The organism is Acinetobacter sp. 226-1 (assembly GCF_030329325.1).
In the GTDB taxonomy this organism is placed as follows: Bacteria; Pseudomonadota; Gammaproteobacteria; order Pseudomonadales; family Moraxellaceae; genus Acinetobacter; species Acinetobacter sichuanensis.
Window position 1 is genome coordinate 225336 of record NZ_JACANU010000002.1, and the last position, 17000, is coordinate 242335.

Consider the following 17000-nt stretch of genomic DNA (forward strand, 5'->3'; position numbering starts at 1 on the left):
CATTCCTTAAGAAACTGTTGAATCATCTTTACTTTGGTTGAGTTTTTCTTGGCGGAACTCGACCCATGTTTTAAGAATAAGGGTAATAATTGCCAATAAAGCCAATAATGATGACACGGCAAATGCGGCACTAAAGGTATATTCGTTATATAAAATCTCTACATGAAGCGGTAGCGTATTGGTTTCACCACGAATATGCCCAGAAACAACTGAAACTGCACCAAATTCACCCATTGCACGAGCATTACATAGAATCACACCGTAGATTAGACCCCACTTAATATTTGGCAAAGTGACTTTCCAGAAAGTTTGCCAACCTGAAGCACCTAAAACAATAGCGGCTTCTTCTTCTTCTGTTCCTTGTGCTTCCATGAGTGGAATGAGCTCACGTGCAACAAAAGGAACGGTAATAAATACAGTAGCTAAAACAATGGCAGGTGTTGCATATAAAATTTTAATATCATTGTCCATGAGCCAGCCACCTAACCAACCTTGCGAACCAAAGATCAAGACCAGCATTAAACCCGCAATCACAGGAGAAACTGAAAAAGGTGTATCAATGATCGTGGTTAAAATGGCTTTGCCACGGAAGTTAAACTTCGCAACACACCATGCAGCAGCAACACCAAAAATCACGTTAAGAGGTACTGCAATTGCAGCAGTTAATAAGGTTAATTTAACGGCTGATAATGTATCTGGATTAACCAAAGCTTCAAAATAAACTGTGAGACCTTGTTTAAACGCCTCAACAAAAACCAAAATTAATGGCAAAATGAGACAGCTTAAGAAGAAAACCAAGGCAATTGTTAACAGCGTATAACGTACCCATTTTGGTTCACGTGTTGCGTCTCGTGACTGCAGTTTTTCAGCTAAAGCCTGACTATTTGTTGTTAAGCTCATCGTGCAGTTCTCCCTGTACGGCGACTTGCCCAAGCTTGAATCAAGTTAATTAAGAACAAGATAAAAAATGAGATGACCAACATGACAACAGCAATTGTTGTTGCACCTGCATAGTCATATTCTTCTAAACGAGAAATAATCATTAATGGTGCAATTTCAGTTTCAAAGGGTTGGTTACCTGCAATGAAAATAACAGAGCCATATTCACCAACACCACGAGCAAATGCTAAAGCAAAGCCTGTTAATAGTGCAGGAAAGAGCACAGGTAAAATCACTTTGGTAATAATTTGAAAACGGTTTGCACCTAAAGCAGAAGCTGCTTCTTCTAATTCTGTTTCAAAATCACTTAAAACAGGTTGTACTGTACGTACTACAAATGGAATTCCAATAAAAATTAATGCTAAAGTAATACCTAAAGGCGTATACGCAACTTTTATTCCTAAAGGCTCTAGATATTGACCAATCCATCCTGTAGGTGCATAAAGAGAAGTTAAGGCAATCCCTGCAACAGCAGTGGGTAATGCAAACGGTAAATCAACGAGAGCATCAACAATGCGTTTACCAGGAAAGGTGTAACGAACCAAACACCAAGCCAGTAACAAGCCAAATACAACATTAATTAAGGCTGCAATAATTGCTGTACTAAAGCTGAGTTGTAGAGATTTTAAAATACGTTCAGAACTTAGGATTTCCCAAAGCCCGTCCCAACCTACACCTAATGATTTTATAAATACAGCAGATAATGGTATCAGTACTATTAAAGACAAATACGCAAGGGTGAAGCCTAGTGAAAGACCAAATCCTGGCAGCACTCGGGATCGCTGCGACATGACTACTCCTCAAAGAGAGAAAGCTTGTTGAAGTCAACAAGCCAATAAACTAAACAACTTTTGCCAAGCTTAAAAGGCAATACTCAAATTGCAAATTTAAAAAACAACTTGCTGTCATCAAAATTATTGATATAAGGTATTGATGGTGTTGCAATTAAATGATCAAAAATTTCAGGAAAAGTATTAAAACCAGAAGCAACATTGATATGACCTGCTTGCCCCAGATTATAAGCTTGAATGTTCCAAGCTTTTGCCAAAGCCTGAGCATCTTCAAAATTTAACCAAGGATCATTTTCAGAAATAATCATATCAACAGGCACATGAATGCTTAGATTGTGAAAATACTCAGCATAATTGCCAATGCTATCTCGTGCAAAACCAGCTTCACCAAAACGAGCAGGGTTGGCAGGTGCAACCAAAACAAGTTTTTTAACTTTTTTAGTTAACTCAGGATGTTGGGCTAATGCTGCAACACTGGTTAAACAACCAAAGCTATGTGCAACAATTTGGACAGGACGATTTGTTTTACTTAAGGTATCAACAAATTTTTCAATCCAATGTGCTAACACAGGAAGGTTCCAATTCTCTTGTTGCACACGAGAGCAAGACATGAATTGGCGCTGTAACCAAGATTGCCAATGATCATAATCACTGCCACCTACACCTGGAACAATTACGGTATGAATCATGTCGATGCTCCTGCTTAAGCGTATTATTTCGCTGTGTTTGCTTTTACAATTTGATCAAAAACACCATTATTTTCAAAATGTTGCTTTTGAACTTTAGTCCAACCACCAAACTCTTTATCAATCGTGACTAATTTGAGTGGTTTAAATGTTGTACTATACTTTTGTAAAGTTGCAGCATTACGTGGACGGTAGTAATTTTTTGCTGCAATTTCTTGTCCTGCTGGTGAATATAAATAGTTCAAATAAGCTTTAGCTAGGTTCAGGTTGCCATCTTTTTGAGCATTTTTTTCCACAATTGCAACAGGTGGTTCAGCTAAAATAGAGAGTGAAGGTGTAATAATTTCAAATTTACCAGGCTGTTCACGTTGCGCTAAAAATGCTTCATTTTCCCAAGCCAATAGCACATCACCAATACCACGCTCAGCAAATGTTGTCGTTGCACCACGTGCGCCTGAGTCTAAAACTTTGGTTTGTTTATAAATTTGGCGTACAAAATCTTGTGCTTTAGCATCTGTACCATATTTATGTTTTGCCCATGCCCAAGCTGCTAAATAGTTCCAACGCGCACCACCTGATGTTTTTGGATTTGGGGTAATAATTTCTACACCCGGTTTTACTAAATCTGCCCAGTCTTTAATGGCTTTAGGGTTGCCTTTACGTACTAAGAAGACAATGGTTGATGTATAAGGTGTAGAGTTTTGTGGAAATTTCTTTTGCCAATCTTTTGGTAATAAATCTGTCTTTTCTGCAATTGCATCAATATCAGCCGCTAAAGCAAGCGTTACTACATCTGCGCCTAAGCCATCAATCACAGAACGAGCTTGTTTTCCTGAACCACCATGTGATTGTTTAAAATCAATATCTTGTCCTGTTTTTGACTTCCAATATACTGCAAACTGTTTATTAAAATTGTCATAAAGTTCACGTGTTGGGTCATAAGAAACGTTTAGAAAATCTTTTGCACTTGCGCTCAAAGATGTCACTGAAATGAGTGCAGCAACAACACCTAATTTTAATTTTGAAAATTGCATCGGATATGCCCCAAATAATTCGTAATTTCGTTAATATGCGTGCAGCATAACGCCAGTCTTTATCCATAAAAAATAATAAAAAACGAATTTTATATGAATAAAAACGCATAAGATGAATTGGTAAATATGTATGTTTTTGGTGTTTTTTTAGGAAAATGAGTATGGTTTTTTGTTATAAAAATGGTCAAATTATTGATAATATTTCAATTTTTGATCGCGCGTTTCAGTATGGAGATGGTTGTTTTACCACTGCCCGTATTCATCAAAATGTCATCGAATTAGACTATTTACATCGTCAACGTTTGCAACAATCTGCTGAACGGTTATTTTTGACAGTAGATTTTTCCCTTTTAGATAAAATGCTCAAACAGCTCACCCAACAATTTGATGTATTAAATGGGACTTTAAAAATCGTAATCAGTCGTGGTGAAGGGCAACGAGGCTACCTGATGCCTGATCATCCCGCAGATTTATATGTATTTTATTATCCACAAAACACCGAAAACTTTCAGCCCGAATTGATTCAAAGTGGAGTATTAACCCAAAAAATTGGTTTAACCATGCCTAAACTTGTGGGATTAAAAAGTTTGAATCGACTTGAACAAGTGATGTTAAAAAAAGAAGCACATGAAAAAGGATGGCTTGAAGCTTTGGTGGTCGATATACAAGATCAAATTGTTGAAGGAGTGAGCAGTAATTGTTTTATTCAAATAAACAATACATGGATTACGCCTGAACTCCGCTATAATGGTGTGCATGGTGTTATGCGTGCTGAGATTTTGCAGCGTATGCAACGCCACAAGATTTCATGTGAACAACGTATCGTTGATTTTAATGAAATTCCACATATTCAAAGTCTATTTTTTTGTAATGCGTTAAGCCCGATGAAAATAGTAGATACTTTGAATACACGTGCTTTAGAGATTCAACCTTGTGTTGAATTATTTGAAACTTTGCAATTACAACTGTTTAAATCTCATGCCGAATACTCCTGTAAAAACCAATAACAAATTTTATAAAGGCATTGCGCTTGTACTGATTGGACTTTTAGTCTTAGGTGCAGTCGTGTTGAAAATGAGTTTATTTAAAACCTATCCAGTCAATGGTCAGAAGCAAAAACTGGTGATTGATAATGGTGAAACTTATACTAGATTTATTGATCAATTAGCCAAAGATAACAAAGTCAGTTTTCCAATTATTTTGAAGTTATATCGCAAAGCATTTATTCAGGAAACCATGAAAGCAGGTGTCTATGAAGTGACGCAAGGCATGAGTGTACGTGAAGTGTTGTTAATGGTCTCTGATGCTGATAATGCACAAATGAATCGTATTCTGGTGATTGAAGGAACGACGACAAAGCAGCTTTTAAAGACCTTGCAAAAAGATCAATATGTGAAAACTGAGCTTGCAAATCTACCTACTGCTGAGATGCTTAAAGCTTTAAATATTCCTTTTGAGCATGCTGAAGGTCTATTTGCACCTGATACCTATTTCTTTGATAAAGGCGCAACTGATCAAAAGATTCTGACCGATTTATATCAGCGTCAAATGAAAATTTTAGATGCTGCTTGGGAAAAACGTGATCAAGGTTTACCTTATCAAAATAAATATGAAGCCTTGATTATGGCATCCATTATTGAACGTGAAACCAGTGTAGACAGCGAATTAGAGCAAGTATCAGGGGTATTTGTTCGCCGTTTGAAATTAGGAATGCGTCTGCAAACTGACCCAACTGTGATTTATGGTATGGGTGACAACTATAAAGGTAATATCAGCAAACAAGATTTGCGTACACCTACACCGTATAACACCTATACGATCAATGGTTTACCACCTACACCGATTGCTTTGCCAAGTAAAAAAGCCATTGAGGCAGCCATGCATCCTGACAACTCAGACAATATTTACTTTGTGGCAACAGGCAATGGTGGGCATAAATTTTCAAGTAATCTGGCAGATCATAACAAAGCAGTTCAGGAATACCTTGCTGTCATGCGTGCTAAAAATTAAGGAGTAGTCATGTTTATTAGTTTTGAAGGCACAGAAGGCGTAGGTAAAACCACACTGATTCGAAAATTATTTGAGCATTTTCAGGCGCAAGGTAAAGATGTTGTACTGACCCGTGAGCCAGGTGGAACACCGTTGGCTGAGCAAATTCGTGGGTTATTGCTGTCAGTCAATCATGAGGAAAAAATGAGTAACAACACTGAGTTGTTGCTGATGTATGCTGCACGGGCACAGCATGTGGAAACTGTGATTTTACCTGCCTTGGCAGAGGGTAAAATTGTATTGTGTGATCGTTTTACAGACAGCAGTTTTGCTTATCAATGTGCAGGGCGTGGGCTGAGTCGGGAAAAACTACAACTTCTGAATGAAAACTTTGTCAGTCGAATGCCTGATCTCACTTTTTGGTTGGATGCACCAATTGAATTGGGCATGACACGTGCACGAGAGCGAGGTGCTTTAGACCGTTTCGAGCAAGAAAAAGTTGCTTTTTTTGCATCTGTCCGTTCAGGATTTGCAGAAATTCATACACGTGAGCCTGAGCGTATGAAGCGTTTAGATGCAACACAAAGTCCTGAACAGGTGTTTGCTGAGGCTTTAAGCTATTTGGCTGAATGTGTTTAATCATCGCTTTAGTCACAATTTTTCCAGATTAAAATTGCTTTACCATAAGGGGAAATGACAGGAACCCAAGCTTCTGTGATTTCCTCCTGTCGGCTCATGTCTAAACATAGATGCTGACGTTGATCATCTTCTGGTTCATTGTTTGTGAACCAAATGGTGATATTTTCAATGCAGCTTTGCAGTTGAAGCAATTGTTGTGTATTCAGTTTGGTTGCACTGCGACAAGATTGTCCTTGATGAAATATCTGTCTTAATTGATGTGAATATTCATCTAACAAAACATCTGTATCAAATGTCAGTCCAATCAACGGAATTAAATAGCCTTCAGTGCTGCGTATTTGATTCTCTAAACCTGCGCACTGACTTGCATAAAATACTTGCGTTGATTTTTCAACAATTAAGTATAACCACGAGCTTTGTGTACCATCGGCATCTATAAAAATGTAAGGGTTTTGCATCATATTTGATGAAAATTTATGGTTTGAGTGACTTTTAAAATAGAACAAAATGAAAGCATTGGCAAAAAACTTCTTTTTGATTGAAAATGTGAACCCAAGCGTTCTCAAGTCTTTACAGAAAAAGCTTTATATTGAAAATACAGCGTCATAAAGAAATAATTCAAGGGATGAATCAAAAATGAAAAGCACTAAAAAGGAAATTATTGATTTTTTAACCGTCCATTTTCCACCGAGTTTAGAAAAATGCGAAATTGAGGAAGTCACCGAGTGTGGCGCAAGCTTGATTTGGCATGTGAGTGGTACAGATATTCGCCCCGGTGGGACGATTTCAGGACCAACGATGATGACGTTGGCTGATTTTGCTTTATATGTCGCGATTTTAGGTGAAATTGGCATTGTCGGTTTGGCAGTTACAACCAATTTAAATATTAATTTTTTACGTAAACCCTCTGGTGGCGTAGATTTGCGTGGGGTATGTAAACTTATGAAAGTTGGACAGGCGTTGATTGTCGGTGAAGTTTGGATTTACTCGATTGATCAGGATGAGCCTGTCGCGCATGTCACGGGTACATATTCGATTCCGCCGAAAAGATAAAAGCATCTAAACTGTTTTAGTTAAAAAAAAGAGATTCCAATGAATCTCTTTTTTAATGTATTGATTAAGTATTAACCAGAGGTGTGTCGACTTTGAAGTCAGGCGGCGTGAGTACGGTTTTACGTAGTTCTGGCGCCAGTTCAGGGTAGTCCAATGTATAGTGCAAACCACGTGATTCCTTGCGTTCCATCGCACAGCGCACAATCATTTCTGAGACCAAAACCAAATTACGCAGTTCGATCAGATTTTTACTGACATGGTAATCTTGATAGTACTCAGTAATTTCTTTTTTAAGCATTTCAATACGATGTAATGCACGTTGTAAACGCTTCGTGGTTCGGACAATACCAACATAGTTCCACATGGTGGCACGCAGTTCATCCCAGTTTTGTAAAATCACTACATCTTCATCTGGGTTTGAAGCCTTTGAGGCATCCCATTCAGGAACTTGTGGGACTTCAAAATGCTGCTGATATTTATCTTCAATATCTTTGGCAGCACTCATACCATAAACAAAACATTCTAGTAATGAATTACTTGCCATACGGTTTGCACCGTGTAAGCCTGTGTATGATGTTTCTCCAATGGCATATAAACCTGCAATATCAGTTTCACTGTTTTCATCGACCACGACACCGCCACAGGTATAATGCGCAGCAGGGACGACTGGAATCATTTCCTTGGTAATATCAATGCCTAGTTCAAGTAAACGTGCATAGAGTGTCGGAAAATGTTCTTTGACAAAATCAGCAGGTTTGTGACTGATATCAAGCCATACATGTCGAATACCTAAGCGTTTGATTTCATAATCAATGGCACGTGCCACAATATCTCGTGGTGCCAGTTCTGCGCGTTCATCAAAGCGCAGCATAAAACGTTCACCATCTGGTAAACGCAGATAAGCACCTTCACCACGCATGGCTTCTGTGATTAAGAAAGAACGCGCCTGAGGATGATATAAACAGGTTGGATGGAATTGATTAAACTCCATATTGGCAACACGACAACCTGCACGATATGCCATAGCGATCCCATCACCTGTGGCAATATCAGGATTTGAGGTATATAAATAGGCTTTCATAGCACCACCACAAGCAAGTGCAGTAAATGGTGCTAAAAAGGTATGAACATTTTCATTACGTTCATCCAGGGCATATAAGCCCACAGCATGATTTGCTTCGTGAGTATGCCCAAGTTTATGCGTGGTAATCAGGTCAATGGCAATATAATTTTCAAAAATTGTAATATTTTCTTTTTCTTGGGCGCGTTCAACCAAAGTGGTAGAAATGGCTTTGCCTGTTGCATCTGCAGCATGAATAATACGACGCTGAGAATGTCCACCTTCACGGGTCAAATGTAATTGTTCATCATCATCTAAAGTAAATTGCACACCATGACCAAGCAGGAAATCCACCGAAGGGCGTCCACCTTCAACGGTATGTTTAACAGCTTCTAATTCACAAAGTTGGGCACCTGCAATCATGGTGTCATCTATATGTTGTTGAATAGAGTCTGTTTCATCAAGTACCGCAGCAACGCCACCTTGTGCAAAATAAGTACTTGCATCCGTCAGATTTGATTTGGCTAAAACCGCAATCTTAAAATGTGCTGGCAAAGATAAAGCAAGGCTTAAACCTGCGCCACCACTTCCCACAATAATCACGTCAAATTGATGCGTGGTTTTTAAATTAGGCATGTCCATCAGCTAATTTGAAAAAAGTCTGATAATGACACTCTTTTTTTAAACAAATTTCAAGCGTTATAGCGCTCATATTTTGGTTTATATGACGAATTTGTCATATTTTAAGTAATTTTTAAGTAAAGTATTGTTTTTTAATAATATAGAAACATAATATTACGTAAAAAAGTAATTTTTTATGCTAAAAACAAATGTTTCAACAAAAAACAAAATTTGTAGGTTGATTATTCATGAAAAGTGGCTTTATACAAAAAGGAATGTACGCTGCAGTTTTTACTGTTGCAGCAACACAAGCACAAGCGTCAGCTCCTGTAGATTTTTCAAATTTAGTTGAGCAGGTGAGTCCTGCTGTTGTGAGTGTGAATGTTGTAAAAAAACTGTCTCAAGAAGAGTTATTACAACAACAAGTTCCTGAGATATTAAAACGTTTTTTTGGTAATCAAATCATCATTCCACAACAGCAAATACCACAAGAAAAAACAGGCTATGGCAGCGCTTTTTTTATCAGTAAAGATGGTTATTTGCTAACAAATCATCATGTGGTTGAAGATGCTTCAAAAGTGACCATTGTATTAAATGATCGCCGTGAAATTGATGCTAAAGTTGTGGGTAGTGATGAACGTACTGATATTGCATTACTTAAAGTCGACGGCACAAATTTTCCATCTTTAAGTACAGGAAATATAGATCAGCTCAAAGTGGGGCAACCTGTTTTAGCCATTGGTTCTCCTTTTGGCTTTGACTATTCGGCATCAGCGGGTATCGTGAGTGCTAAGTCTCGAAATATGATGGGTGAAACCTCGGTTCCTTTTATTCAAACAGATGTTGCTCTAAATCCTGGAAATTCAGGTGGACCATTATTTAATCAGCAAGGTCAAGTTGTGGGTGTAAATTCACGGATCTTTAGCGGTACAGGTGGTTATATGGGTTTATCATTTTCGATACCCATTGATGTTGCGATGGATGTTGTAGATCAGTTGAAAAAGAATGGTAAAGTGACACGTTCTTATCTAGGTGTCATGTTGCAAGATATTGATCGTAACTTAGCAGAAGCTTATAAACTGGATAAACCTGAAGGTTCACTCATTACACAAGTTGCACCTGATTCACCCGCAGAAAAAGCAGGCTTTAAATCGGGTGATGTCATTATGAAATATAACGGTTCACCTATTTCACGTACAAGCGAGTTGTTGAACTATTTGAATCGTACTCAACCTGCACAAACTGTTCAGTTAGAAGTATTACGTGACGATAAGCCAAAAGTGATTTCTGCAACGTTGACCATTGCACCAGATGATACACCTGCAAAAGATGATAATGCAGTGGATGTAAAAAGCAAAAAAGGTCCAACTTTAGGTGTGGCAATTCGTTCTTTAAATGAAGTGGAAAAGTCACGTTTGGGCATCAAAGGTGGAGTTTTGATTCAGGATGTAACACGAGGTGGTTTAGCTGCTCAGTCACGCATCATGGCTGGTGATATTATTACCCAAATCAATTCAAAAACGATTCAAAATTCAAATGATTTTGTTGCAGCAGTTTCAGAGTTAAAAGCAAATTCTGTGGCACGTGTTGCCATTATTCGTGAAGGGCAACATGCAATGATTGGCTTGCGTATTCAATAAGTCAATTCCTTAATTTTTAAATCATATTAGCCACTTATTTAGTGGCTTTTTTATGACAAAATAAGTGCAATATTTAAGATGAAAGACAAAGGACGAACATGAGTTCAATATTTGATTTAAAAATCAAGGTAAAGCCAGAACATATTGATATATTGGGTCATGTGAATAATGTTGTATATGTACAATGGATGCAAGATGTCGCTACTGCACATATTGAAACGCTAGGTGTAGGGCTTAAAGAATATTTAGAAATGGAACATGCAATGGTTGCTGTTGAACATCATGTGCAATATCGAAAAGCAGCATTGTTGGATGAAGACATTATCTTACGAACATGGCTTAATGATATAAATGCTTTATATTCGTTTCGTCAGTATGCTTTTTTTAGAGCAAGTGATAAAAGCTTATTGTTTACTGGGAGTACCAAATGGGCATGTATTGAAATTGTATCAGGTCGCCCTAAACGTATGTCACCAACTTTTATTCAAGCTTATCAACCGCTGGATACAGATGTAGATCCTTATACATTTATCACGACATAATTTTTTGATTTTCAGCTATATCTGCAAAATATAGCTGAAAATATTGATATATTTAGAAAATTACTTCTTCACATATCGAGCACAATCACGGTCTAAACGTGCGATGGCTTTATTTAAACCTTCAATGCGATGGGTATTATTGTATTTTTTAGCATATTGTAACTGTTCTACAAGTTTCTCTTTTTTGATTTGGCATGATTTTGCATCATAAGCAAATGATTGTACTGAGATAAGAGCAACTGTAACTGTTAATAGCGTCCGTTTTAACATGATCAATATATCTTAAAAAATAAAAACTGTATGATAAGTTGAGCTGATGTATATAAAGTGGAAAAGTTGTTAATTACAGTATTATTCACGTTTTTAAATATTAAAATAATGGATGAATTAAGAATAAATATCTATTTTATTTATCTTTTTTTGAAAATTTGAACATATATTTTTGACTATTTGTATATTGATTCTCGTTTTTTAAATTATTATAGGGTCTATTTTTTTCATTAATTTACTTTTTTGATGCTGAGTTTTTGTTTTCAACTCACATTTATAGGCTCTACATAAATTAATATGAATACTTTAAAAAAACCATCTGCTATAATCCTTCGCAATTTCTATTCAGCTTTTGTTATGTATATTTTTTCAGTACATAGCGCGTTTTTCTTCAAGGTAGCCCATGGCGCAAGCTAAAAAATCCGTCGATATTAAAAATATTCGTAATTTCAGTATCATCGCGCATATCGACCACGGAAAGTCGACACTCGCGGATCGTTTCATTCAAACTTGCGGTGGTTTACAAGATCGTGAAATGCAGGCTCAAGTCCTCGACTCTATGGAGTTAGAACGTGAGCGTGGTATTACGATTAAAGCGACTTCGGTCACCTTGTATTATACGCATCCGAATGGTCAAGAATATCAATTAAACTTCATTGATACCCCAGGACACGTAGACTTCTCTTATGAAGTATCACGTTCTTTGGCGGCATGTGAAGGTGCGTTGTTGGTTGTTGATGCTGCTCAGGGTGTGGAAGCTCAATCGGTTGCAAACTGCTATACAGCTATTGAACAAGGCTTAGAAGTACTTCCTGTTCTGAATAAAATTGATTTGCCGCAGGCTGAACCTGAACGTGTCATTCAAGAAATTGAAGATATTATCGGGATTGAAGCGACTGAAGCTCCAACATGTTCAGCAAAAACAGGTTTAGGCATTGAAGGTGTGCTTGAAACATTGGTCAATGTCATCCCTGCACCTGAAGGTGATCGTGATGCGCCTTTACAAGCTTTGATTGTAGACTCATGGTTTGATAACTATTTAGGCGTTGTTTCTTTAGTCCGTGTGAAACAAGGTCGTGTGCGTAAAGGTGACAAAATGTTGATGAAATCAACAGGTCAAACGCACATCATCACTTCAGTGGGTATTTTTAATCCAAAGCATACTGAAACAGGTATTTTGGAAGCAGGTGAAGTTGGTTTTGTCATCGCGGGGATCAAAGATATTTTTGGTGCGCCTGTAGGTGATACCATTACATTATCGACAACGCCTGAAGTTGAAACATTACCAGGGTTTAAAAAGGTTAAACCACAGGTTTATGCAGGTTTATTCCCAATTGACGCCAGCGATTTTGAACCATTCCGTGATGCCTTACAGAAACTACAAATCAATGACTCTGCATTATTCTTTGAACCTGAAAGTTCAGATGCATTAGGCTTTGGTTTCCGTTGTGGTTTCCTTGGTATGTTACATATGGAAATCGTACAAGAACGTTTAGAACGTGAATACGATTTAGATTTGATTTCTTCAGCGCCAACTGTAATTTATGAAGCGGTGATGAAAAATGGTCAAACAATCTATATTGATAGCCCTTCTAAAATGCCAGATGGTTCAACTGTAGAAGATTTACGTGAACCGATTGCAGAATGTCATATTCTTGTTCCACAAGACTATCTGGGTAATGTCATGACTTTATGTGTTGAGCGCCGTGGTGTGCAAAAAGACATGAAATTTATGGCAAATCAAGTGTCTATCACATTTGAAATCCCAATGGCTGAAGTGGTAATGGACTTCTTTGATAAGTTAAAATCATGTTCTCGTGGTTTTGCGTCATTAGACTATACTTTTGTGCGTTTTGAAAGTTCATCTTTGGTTAAGGTTGATGTGCTAATTAATGGTGATAAGGTAGATGCCTTAGCCATGATTTGTCACCGCCAAGATGCGCGTCATCGTGGTATTGCACTCGTTGAAAAAATGAAAGACTTGATTCCACGTCAAATGTTTGATGTTGCGATTCAGGCGGCTATTGGTGCACAAATCATTGCACGTTCAACTGTAAAAGCGATGCGTAAAAACGTATTAGCGAAATGTTACGGTGGTGACGTTTCACGTAAGAAGAAATTACTTTCGAAACAAAAAGAAGGTAAGAAACGTATGAAGCAAGTGGGTAGCGTTGAAATCCCACAAGAAGCGTTCCTTGCTGTATTAAAAGTCGATAGATAAAAACTAGAGGTTTGATTGCTCATGGATTTTGATTTTAATTTAATTCTCGTACCTGCAACGCTGATATTTTTTGGCTTATGGTTGCTCGACAAGTTTGTGCTTAAACAGCGTGCGACCAAAGGAAAGGGAAATGAAAATTTCATCATTACATGGGCATACGACTTCTGGCCAGTATTGGCTGTAGTTTTAGTTTTACGTTCTTTCTTCTTTGAACCTTTTAATATTCCTTCAGATTCTATGGTGCCAACTTTAGAAACAGGTGATTATATTTTGGTGAATAAATACCAATATGGTGTACGTTTGCCGATTACCAACACTAAAGTTTTAGATATTGGCGAACCGCAACGTGGTGATGTTGCTGTGTTTCGTTATCCTGAAAATCCAAAAATTAGTTATATCAAACGTATTATTGGTTTACCAGGTGATCATATTGAATTTGATAATGGGCAGTTGATCATTAATGGTCAAAAAATTTCCCAAGTTACAACTGAGTTCAGTCGTGAAAAAGACATTTTGGATACACCAAAATCAATCTATTACACTGAAACCATGGGTGAGCATCAGCATTTAGTCCGTATTCTTGAAGGTCAAAATACGTTAGTTGGTGCATTTAACTATGCTCAGAAAAAAGAAGATCTACCTTTTGTTGCACGTGATAATGATCGTTTTATAAAAAGTAATGGTCAGAGTTGGGAAGTGACTGTACCAAAAGGAAAGTACTTTGCAATGGGTGATAATCGTGATCAAAGTGCTGATAGTCGTTTTTGGGGTTTTGTGCCTGAAGAGAACTTAACAGGTCATGCGATTTATGTGTGGATGCATAAAGAGCCTGGTTTGAATTTTCCATCATTTAGCCGTAATGGAAAAATTAACTAGTTAAAAGATAGAGTGTAATGAAAAGACCAAGTTGATTGGTCTTTTTTTATGGCTTAAAAAAGTATATTTAGTTTACTCAGATGAAATAAAGTAGGTAAAAATGTACGCTTTAATCTAGCAAGTCTATAGGCTTTGCAAGATAATAGAATGATTAAATATGTGTGCGTGGTCTCAATTAACAAAAATAGATCTGTACTGTCGATATTTAGTTTTTTAATTTGGGGAATTTGGTGCTGTAAACTCAGTGGGATTTTATTATCTACACTTATGTTCATAGTGCCAAAATGGTATAATTATTTCGCCTAGTGGATAATAACAATGCGTAAATCTCAACAAGGTGCGTCGTATATTACGATTTTATTGGTAATCATGGTCTTTGCTTTTGTTGCAAAAGCAGCAGTGGCAATCTGGCCATCATACTGGGACGATCGTGTGATTAATAATCAGATAGAGCAATTGATGCAAGAGAGCTCTTCTGAAATCACACCATCTAAATTTGAAAGTCAAATGAGCCAACGCTTAGATATGAACAATATCCGTGATTTAAAATTTAAGGATATTGCAACCGTATCTACAGAAAATGGTTTAACAGTGACTAAGAAATATGAAGTAAGAACACCGTTTTTTATGAATATTGACTTAGTCCAAACATTCGAGAAGAGTTTTGATCAAAGGTCAGTTCAAAGTAAGTGATCCACGCTTACAGAGTCGTATCGGTTATGTGTTTAAACAACCAGAGTTATTACAACTTGCACTGACACATCGTTCGGTAAGTCATAAATATAACTATGAGCGCCTAGAATTTCTAGGCGATTCACTGTTAGGTATGATTATCGCAAACTATTTGTACCACGCTTATCCTACAGAGAATGAAGGGCGTTTAACACGTATGCGTGCAACATTAGTGCGTCAGGAAGCATTAGGTAAAATTGCCAATGATTTAAAATTAAGCACCAGTTTAATTTTAAGTACAGGTGAATTGAAATCTGGTGGTCATCATCGTGAGTCTATATTAGCAGATACAGTCGAAGCGCTTATTGGTGCAATTTATACAGAGAGTCAGGATTTACCTTTATTACGTTCGATTGTTTTAAAATGGTATGAACCTTATCTGGAAAATATTGAACCAACGGATCAGTTAAAAGATCCAAAATCGCGTTTACAAGAATATCTACAAGCTCGTAAAAAGCATTTACCTGTTTATGAGGTTGTAGATATTCAGGGTGATGCACCGAATCAACATTTTAAAGTAGAATGTACTGTAGATGGCTTACCTAAAATGATGGGTGAGGGATCAAGTCGCCGCTTTGCAGAACAGGCAGTTGCGGCGGAATTTTTAAAGTTATTGGAGCAGTAAACTGCATGAGTACACATTCCGATCACAATGATGCTGATCACGAGCCAACTGAAAACGGCAATGATTTAATTAATCAATTTTTTAGTTCGCAAGGGACAGAAATTCCTTCGGATTATCGTAGTGGCTTTGTTGCAATTGTTGGTCGCCCAAATGTAGGCAAATCAACATTGATGAACCATTTATTGGGTCAAAAACTTTCAATTACTTCACGTAAGCCACAAACAACTCGACATAAAATTGTTGGGATTGATAGCCGTGAAAAATCTCAAGCAGTATTTGTAGATACACCAGGGATGCACAAGAAAGAAGTACGTGCCATCAATAAAATGATGAATAAAGCTGCAAATTCAGCTTTACGTGATGTCAATCTTGTGTTGTTTGTTTTGGATGCACAAAAGTGGACGCAAAATGACGATTTAGTCTTGGAAAAACTGCAAAATGCAGAGATGCCAGTGATCTTGATCATCAATAAAATCGATACCTTAGAAAATAAGCGTATGGTTTTACCCTTGATTCAAGAACGCGCTAAGCTTATGAATTTTGCTGAAATTGTCCCTGTATCGGCATTGCGTGGTGCAAACTTAGATCATTTGCGTGATGCGATTGAAAAATATTTGCCATTCCAACCGCCGCTATATTCATTAGAACAAGTGACAGATCGTTCTGAACGTTTCCTTGCGAGTGAAATTATTCGTGAGAAAATCATGCGTCAGTTGGGTGAGGAACTTCCTTATGATTTAACGGTTCAAATTGAGTCATTTAAAACTGAGGAAGCGACCATTAATGAAAAAACAGGTCGTCCTAAAGCAGCGTGTACTTATATTGATGCAACGATTTTTGTGGATCGCCCTGGTCAAAAAGCCATTGTGATTGGTGAAAAAGGTGCCAAACTGAAAAAAATCGGGATGGATGCACGTGTTGATATGGAAAAAATGTTCGAACAAAAAATCATGCTGACACTTTGGGTAAAAGTCAAAGGTGGCTGGTCTGATGATGAACGTGCATTGAAGAGTTTAGGCTATAGCGATATTTAATTGTTATTAAAGCGTTTTAATTGTTAAATAAGGAACTGTCATGATTCGAGTTTTCACTATATTGACATGTATTTTCATGTTGCAGGGGTGTATTACCAAAATTGTCACAGTTCCTGTTAAAGCTGCTTATGGCGTAACCAAAGGTGTTGTTAAAGGCACTGCGGCTGTTGTTGGTGCAGTCATTCCCGATGGGGATGATGATGAAGATAAGAAAAAAGATTGATCATGCTTAGGAACTTCCTCAGTGT

At 37.4% G+C, this 17000-nt stretch carries 19 protein-coding genes; 12 read left to right on the top strand and 7 right to left on the bottom strand.

Annotation, left to right across the window (positions count from 1 at the left end):
- Positions 1 to 6 precede the first annotated feature (6 nt).
- The 4 genes from cysW to HX124_RS04520 form a co-directional block, all read right to left on the bottom strand.
- A complete protein-coding gene (gene cysW, locus HX124_RS04505; protein ID WP_286382072.1) occupies positions 7 to 900 on the bottom strand; it encodes a sulfate ABC transporter permease subunit CysW in 894 nt (297 codons plus the stop codon).
- Positions 897 to 1730 carry a sulfate ABC transporter permease subunit CysT gene (gene cysT, locus HX124_RS04510; protein WP_107007082.1) on the bottom strand — a complete coding sequence of 278 codons (834 nt, stop codon included), beginning with the start codon at positions 1728 to 1730 and terminating at the stop codon, positions 897 to 899. The genes cysW and cysT overlap by 4 nt, the downstream gene beginning before the upstream one ends.
- Positions 1731 to 1813: 83 nt before the next feature.
- Positions 1814 to 2419 carry an RBBP9/YdeN family alpha/beta hydrolase gene (locus tag HX124_RS04515; RefSeq protein ID WP_286376736.1) on the bottom strand — a complete coding sequence of 202 codons (606 nt, stop codon included), beginning with the start codon at positions 2417 to 2419 and terminating at the stop codon, positions 1814 to 1816.
- A 23-nt stretch (positions 2420 to 2442) separates the two neighbouring features.
- Positions 2443 to 3450, bottom strand: a complete 1008-nt coding sequence (locus HX124_RS04520) for a sulfate ABC transporter substrate-binding protein (protein WP_107007084.1) — start codon at positions 3448 to 3450, stop codon at positions 2443 to 2445.
- Positions 3451 to 3611: 161 nt separating this feature from the next.
- On the opposite strand from HX124_RS04520, the gene pabC reads away from it, so the two are divergent.
- From pabC to tmk, 3 genes are read left to right on the top strand one after another with little or no spacing between them, the layout of a single operon-like run.
- Positions 3612 to 4457, top strand: coding sequence for an aminodeoxychorismate lyase (gene pabC / locus HX124_RS04525; RefSeq protein WP_286382073.1), 846 nt, complete (start codon positions 3612 to 3614; stop codon positions 4455 to 4457).
- Positions 4429 to 5460 carry an endolytic transglycosylase MltG gene (gene mltG / locus HX124_RS04530; protein WP_286382074.1) on the top strand — a complete coding sequence of 344 codons (1032 nt, stop codon included), beginning with the start codon at positions 4429 to 4431 and terminating at the stop codon, positions 5458 to 5460. The genes pabC and mltG overlap by 29 nt, the downstream gene beginning before the upstream one ends.
- A 9-nt stretch (positions 5461 to 5469) precedes the next feature.
- Positions 5470 to 6078 (top strand): dTMP kinase, encoded by a 609-nt coding sequence (gene tmk / locus HX124_RS04535; protein WP_286382075.1) that lies wholly within the window; start codon positions 5470 to 5472, stop codon positions 6076 to 6078.
- Between the two features lie 8 nt (positions 6079 to 6086).
- Here the strand turns inward: tmk and HX124_RS04540 are convergent, their stop codons facing one another.
- Complete coding sequence (locus tag HX124_RS04540; protein ID WP_286382076.1) at positions 6087 to 6536, bottom strand: DUF6210 family protein; 450 nt, start codon at positions 6534 to 6536, stop codon at positions 6087 to 6089.
- A gap of 178 nt (positions 6537 to 6714) precedes the next feature.
- Here HX124_RS04540 and HX124_RS04545 point away from each other — a divergent pair, with 178 nt between their 5' ends.
- Positions 6715 to 7131, top strand: coding sequence for a PaaI family thioesterase (locus tag HX124_RS04545; RefSeq protein WP_107007089.1), 417 nt, complete (start codon positions 6715 to 6717; stop codon positions 7129 to 7131).
- 64 nt (positions 7132 to 7195) lie between these two features.
- Here the strand turns inward: HX124_RS04545 and nadB are convergent, their stop codons facing one another.
- Positions 7196 to 8833: an L-aspartate oxidase gene (gene nadB / locus HX124_RS04550; RefSeq protein ID WP_286382077.1), complete on the bottom strand. Its 1638-nt coding sequence runs from the start codon at positions 8831 to 8833 to the stop codon at positions 7196 to 7198.
- A 227-nt stretch (positions 8834 to 9060) separates the two neighbouring features.
- Between nadB and HX124_RS04555 the strand changes: the two genes are divergently transcribed.
- Complete coding sequence (locus tag HX124_RS04555; RefSeq protein WP_286382078.1) at positions 9061 to 10452, top strand: Do family serine endopeptidase; 1392 nt, start codon at positions 9061 to 9063, stop codon at positions 10450 to 10452.
- A gap of 98 nt (positions 10453 to 10550) precedes the next feature.
- Positions 10551 to 10994, top strand: a complete 444-nt coding sequence (locus tag HX124_RS04560) for an acyl-CoA thioesterase (RefSeq protein ID WP_286382079.1) — start codon at positions 10551 to 10553, stop codon at positions 10992 to 10994.
- Between the two features lie 60 nt (positions 10995 to 11054).
- Here the strand turns inward: HX124_RS04560 and HX124_RS04565 are convergent, their stop codons facing one another.
- Positions 11055 to 11264: a DUF1090 family protein gene (locus HX124_RS04565; protein WP_286382080.1), complete on the bottom strand. Its 210-nt coding sequence runs from the start codon at positions 11262 to 11264 to the stop codon at positions 11055 to 11057.
- A gap of 403 nt (positions 11265 to 11667) precedes the next feature.
- Here HX124_RS04565 and lepA point away from each other — a divergent pair, with 403 nt between their 5' ends.
- From lepA to HX124_RS04595, 6 genes are all read left to right on the top strand, one after another.
- Entirely contained in the window at positions 11668 to 13485 is a 1818-nt protein-coding gene (gene lepA / locus HX124_RS04570) for a translation elongation factor 4 (protein WP_286382081.1), read from the top strand.
- Between the two features lie 21 nt (positions 13486 to 13506).
- On the top strand, positions 13507 to 14361 hold the full coding sequence (lepB, locus tag HX124_RS04575) for a signal peptidase I (RefSeq protein ID WP_107007095.1): 855 nt from the start codon (positions 13507 to 13509) through the stop codon (positions 14359 to 14361).
- A 318-nt stretch (positions 14362 to 14679) separates the two neighbouring features.
- A complete protein-coding gene (locus HX124_RS04580) occupies positions 14680 to 15054 on the top strand; it encodes a DUF4845 domain-containing protein (protein ID WP_286376576.1) in 375 nt (124 codons plus the stop codon).
- A complete protein-coding gene (gene rnc, locus HX124_RS04585) occupies positions 15026 to 15718 on the top strand; it encodes a ribonuclease III (protein ID WP_107007097.1) in 693 nt (230 codons plus the stop codon). Before HX124_RS04580 ends, rnc begins: the two co-directional genes overlap by 29 nt.
- A gap of 5 nt (positions 15719 to 15723) precedes the next feature.
- A complete protein-coding gene (gene era / locus HX124_RS04590; RefSeq protein ID WP_286376575.1) occupies positions 15724 to 16752 on the top strand; it encodes a GTPase Era in 1029 nt (342 codons plus the stop codon).
- A gap of 40 nt (positions 16753 to 16792) precedes the next feature.
- Positions 16793 to 16975: an NF038104 family lipoprotein gene (locus tag HX124_RS04595; RefSeq protein WP_286382082.1), complete on the top strand. Its 183-nt coding sequence runs from the start codon at positions 16793 to 16795 to the stop codon at positions 16973 to 16975.
- The last annotated feature ends 25 nt before the right edge of the window (positions 16976 to 17000 follow it).

Coding starts and splice junctions, on each gene's coding strand:
- cysW (WP_286382072.1), bottom strand. CDS start 900: ATGAGCTTAACAACAAATAGTCAGGCTTTAGCTGAAAAACTGCAGTCA.
- cysT (WP_107007082.1), bottom strand. CDS start 1,730: ATGTCGCAGCGATCCCGAGTGCTGCCAGGATTTGGTCTTTCACTAGGC.
- HX124_RS04515 (WP_286376736.1), bottom strand. CDS start 2,419: ATGATTCATACCGTAATTGTTCCAGGTGTAGGTGGCAGTGATTATGAT.
- HX124_RS04520 (WP_107007084.1), bottom strand. CDS start 3,450: ATGCAATTTTCAAAATTAAAATTAGGTGTTGTTGCTGCACTCATTTCA.
- pabC (WP_286382073.1), top strand. CDS start 3,612: ATGGTTTTTTGTTATAAAAATGGTCAAATTATTGATAATATTTCAATT.
- mltG (WP_286382074.1), top strand. CDS start 4,429: ATGCCGAATACTCCTGTAAAAACCAATAACAAATTTTATAAAGGCATT.
- tmk (WP_286382075.1), top strand. CDS start 5,470: ATGTTTATTAGTTTTGAAGGCACAGAAGGCGTAGGTAAAACCACACTG.
- HX124_RS04540 (WP_286382076.1), bottom strand. CDS start 6,536: ATGCAAAACCCTTACATTTTTATAGATGCCGATGGTACACAAAGCTCG.
- HX124_RS04545 (WP_107007089.1), top strand. CDS start 6,715: ATGAAAAGCACTAAAAAGGAAATTATTGATTTTTTAACCGTCCATTTT.
- nadB (WP_286382077.1), bottom strand. CDS start 8,833: ATGGACATGCCTAATTTAAAAACCACGCATCAATTTGACGTGATTATT.
- HX124_RS04555 (WP_286382078.1), top strand. CDS start 9,061: ATGAAAAGTGGCTTTATACAAAAAGGAATGTACGCTGCAGTTTTTACT.
- HX124_RS04560 (WP_286382079.1), top strand. CDS start 10,551: ATGAGTTCAATATTTGATTTAAAAATCAAGGTAAAGCCAGAACATATT.
- HX124_RS04565 (WP_286382080.1), bottom strand. CDS start 11,264: ATGTTAAAACGGACGCTATTAACAGTTACAGTTGCTCTTATCTCAGTA.
- lepA (WP_286382081.1), top strand. CDS start 11,668: ATGGCGCAAGCTAAAAAATCCGTCGATATTAAAAATATTCGTAATTTC.
- lepB (WP_107007095.1), top strand. CDS start 13,507: ATGGATTTTGATTTTAATTTAATTCTCGTACCTGCAACGCTGATATTT.
- HX124_RS04580 (WP_286376576.1), top strand. CDS start 14,680: ATGCGTAAATCTCAACAAGGTGCGTCGTATATTACGATTTTATTGGTA.
- era (WP_286376575.1), top strand. CDS start 15,724: ATGAGTACACATTCCGATCACAATGATGCTGATCACGAGCCAACTGAA.
- HX124_RS04595 (WP_286382082.1), top strand. CDS start 16,793: ATGATTCGAGTTTTCACTATATTGACATGTATTTTCATGTTGCAGGGG.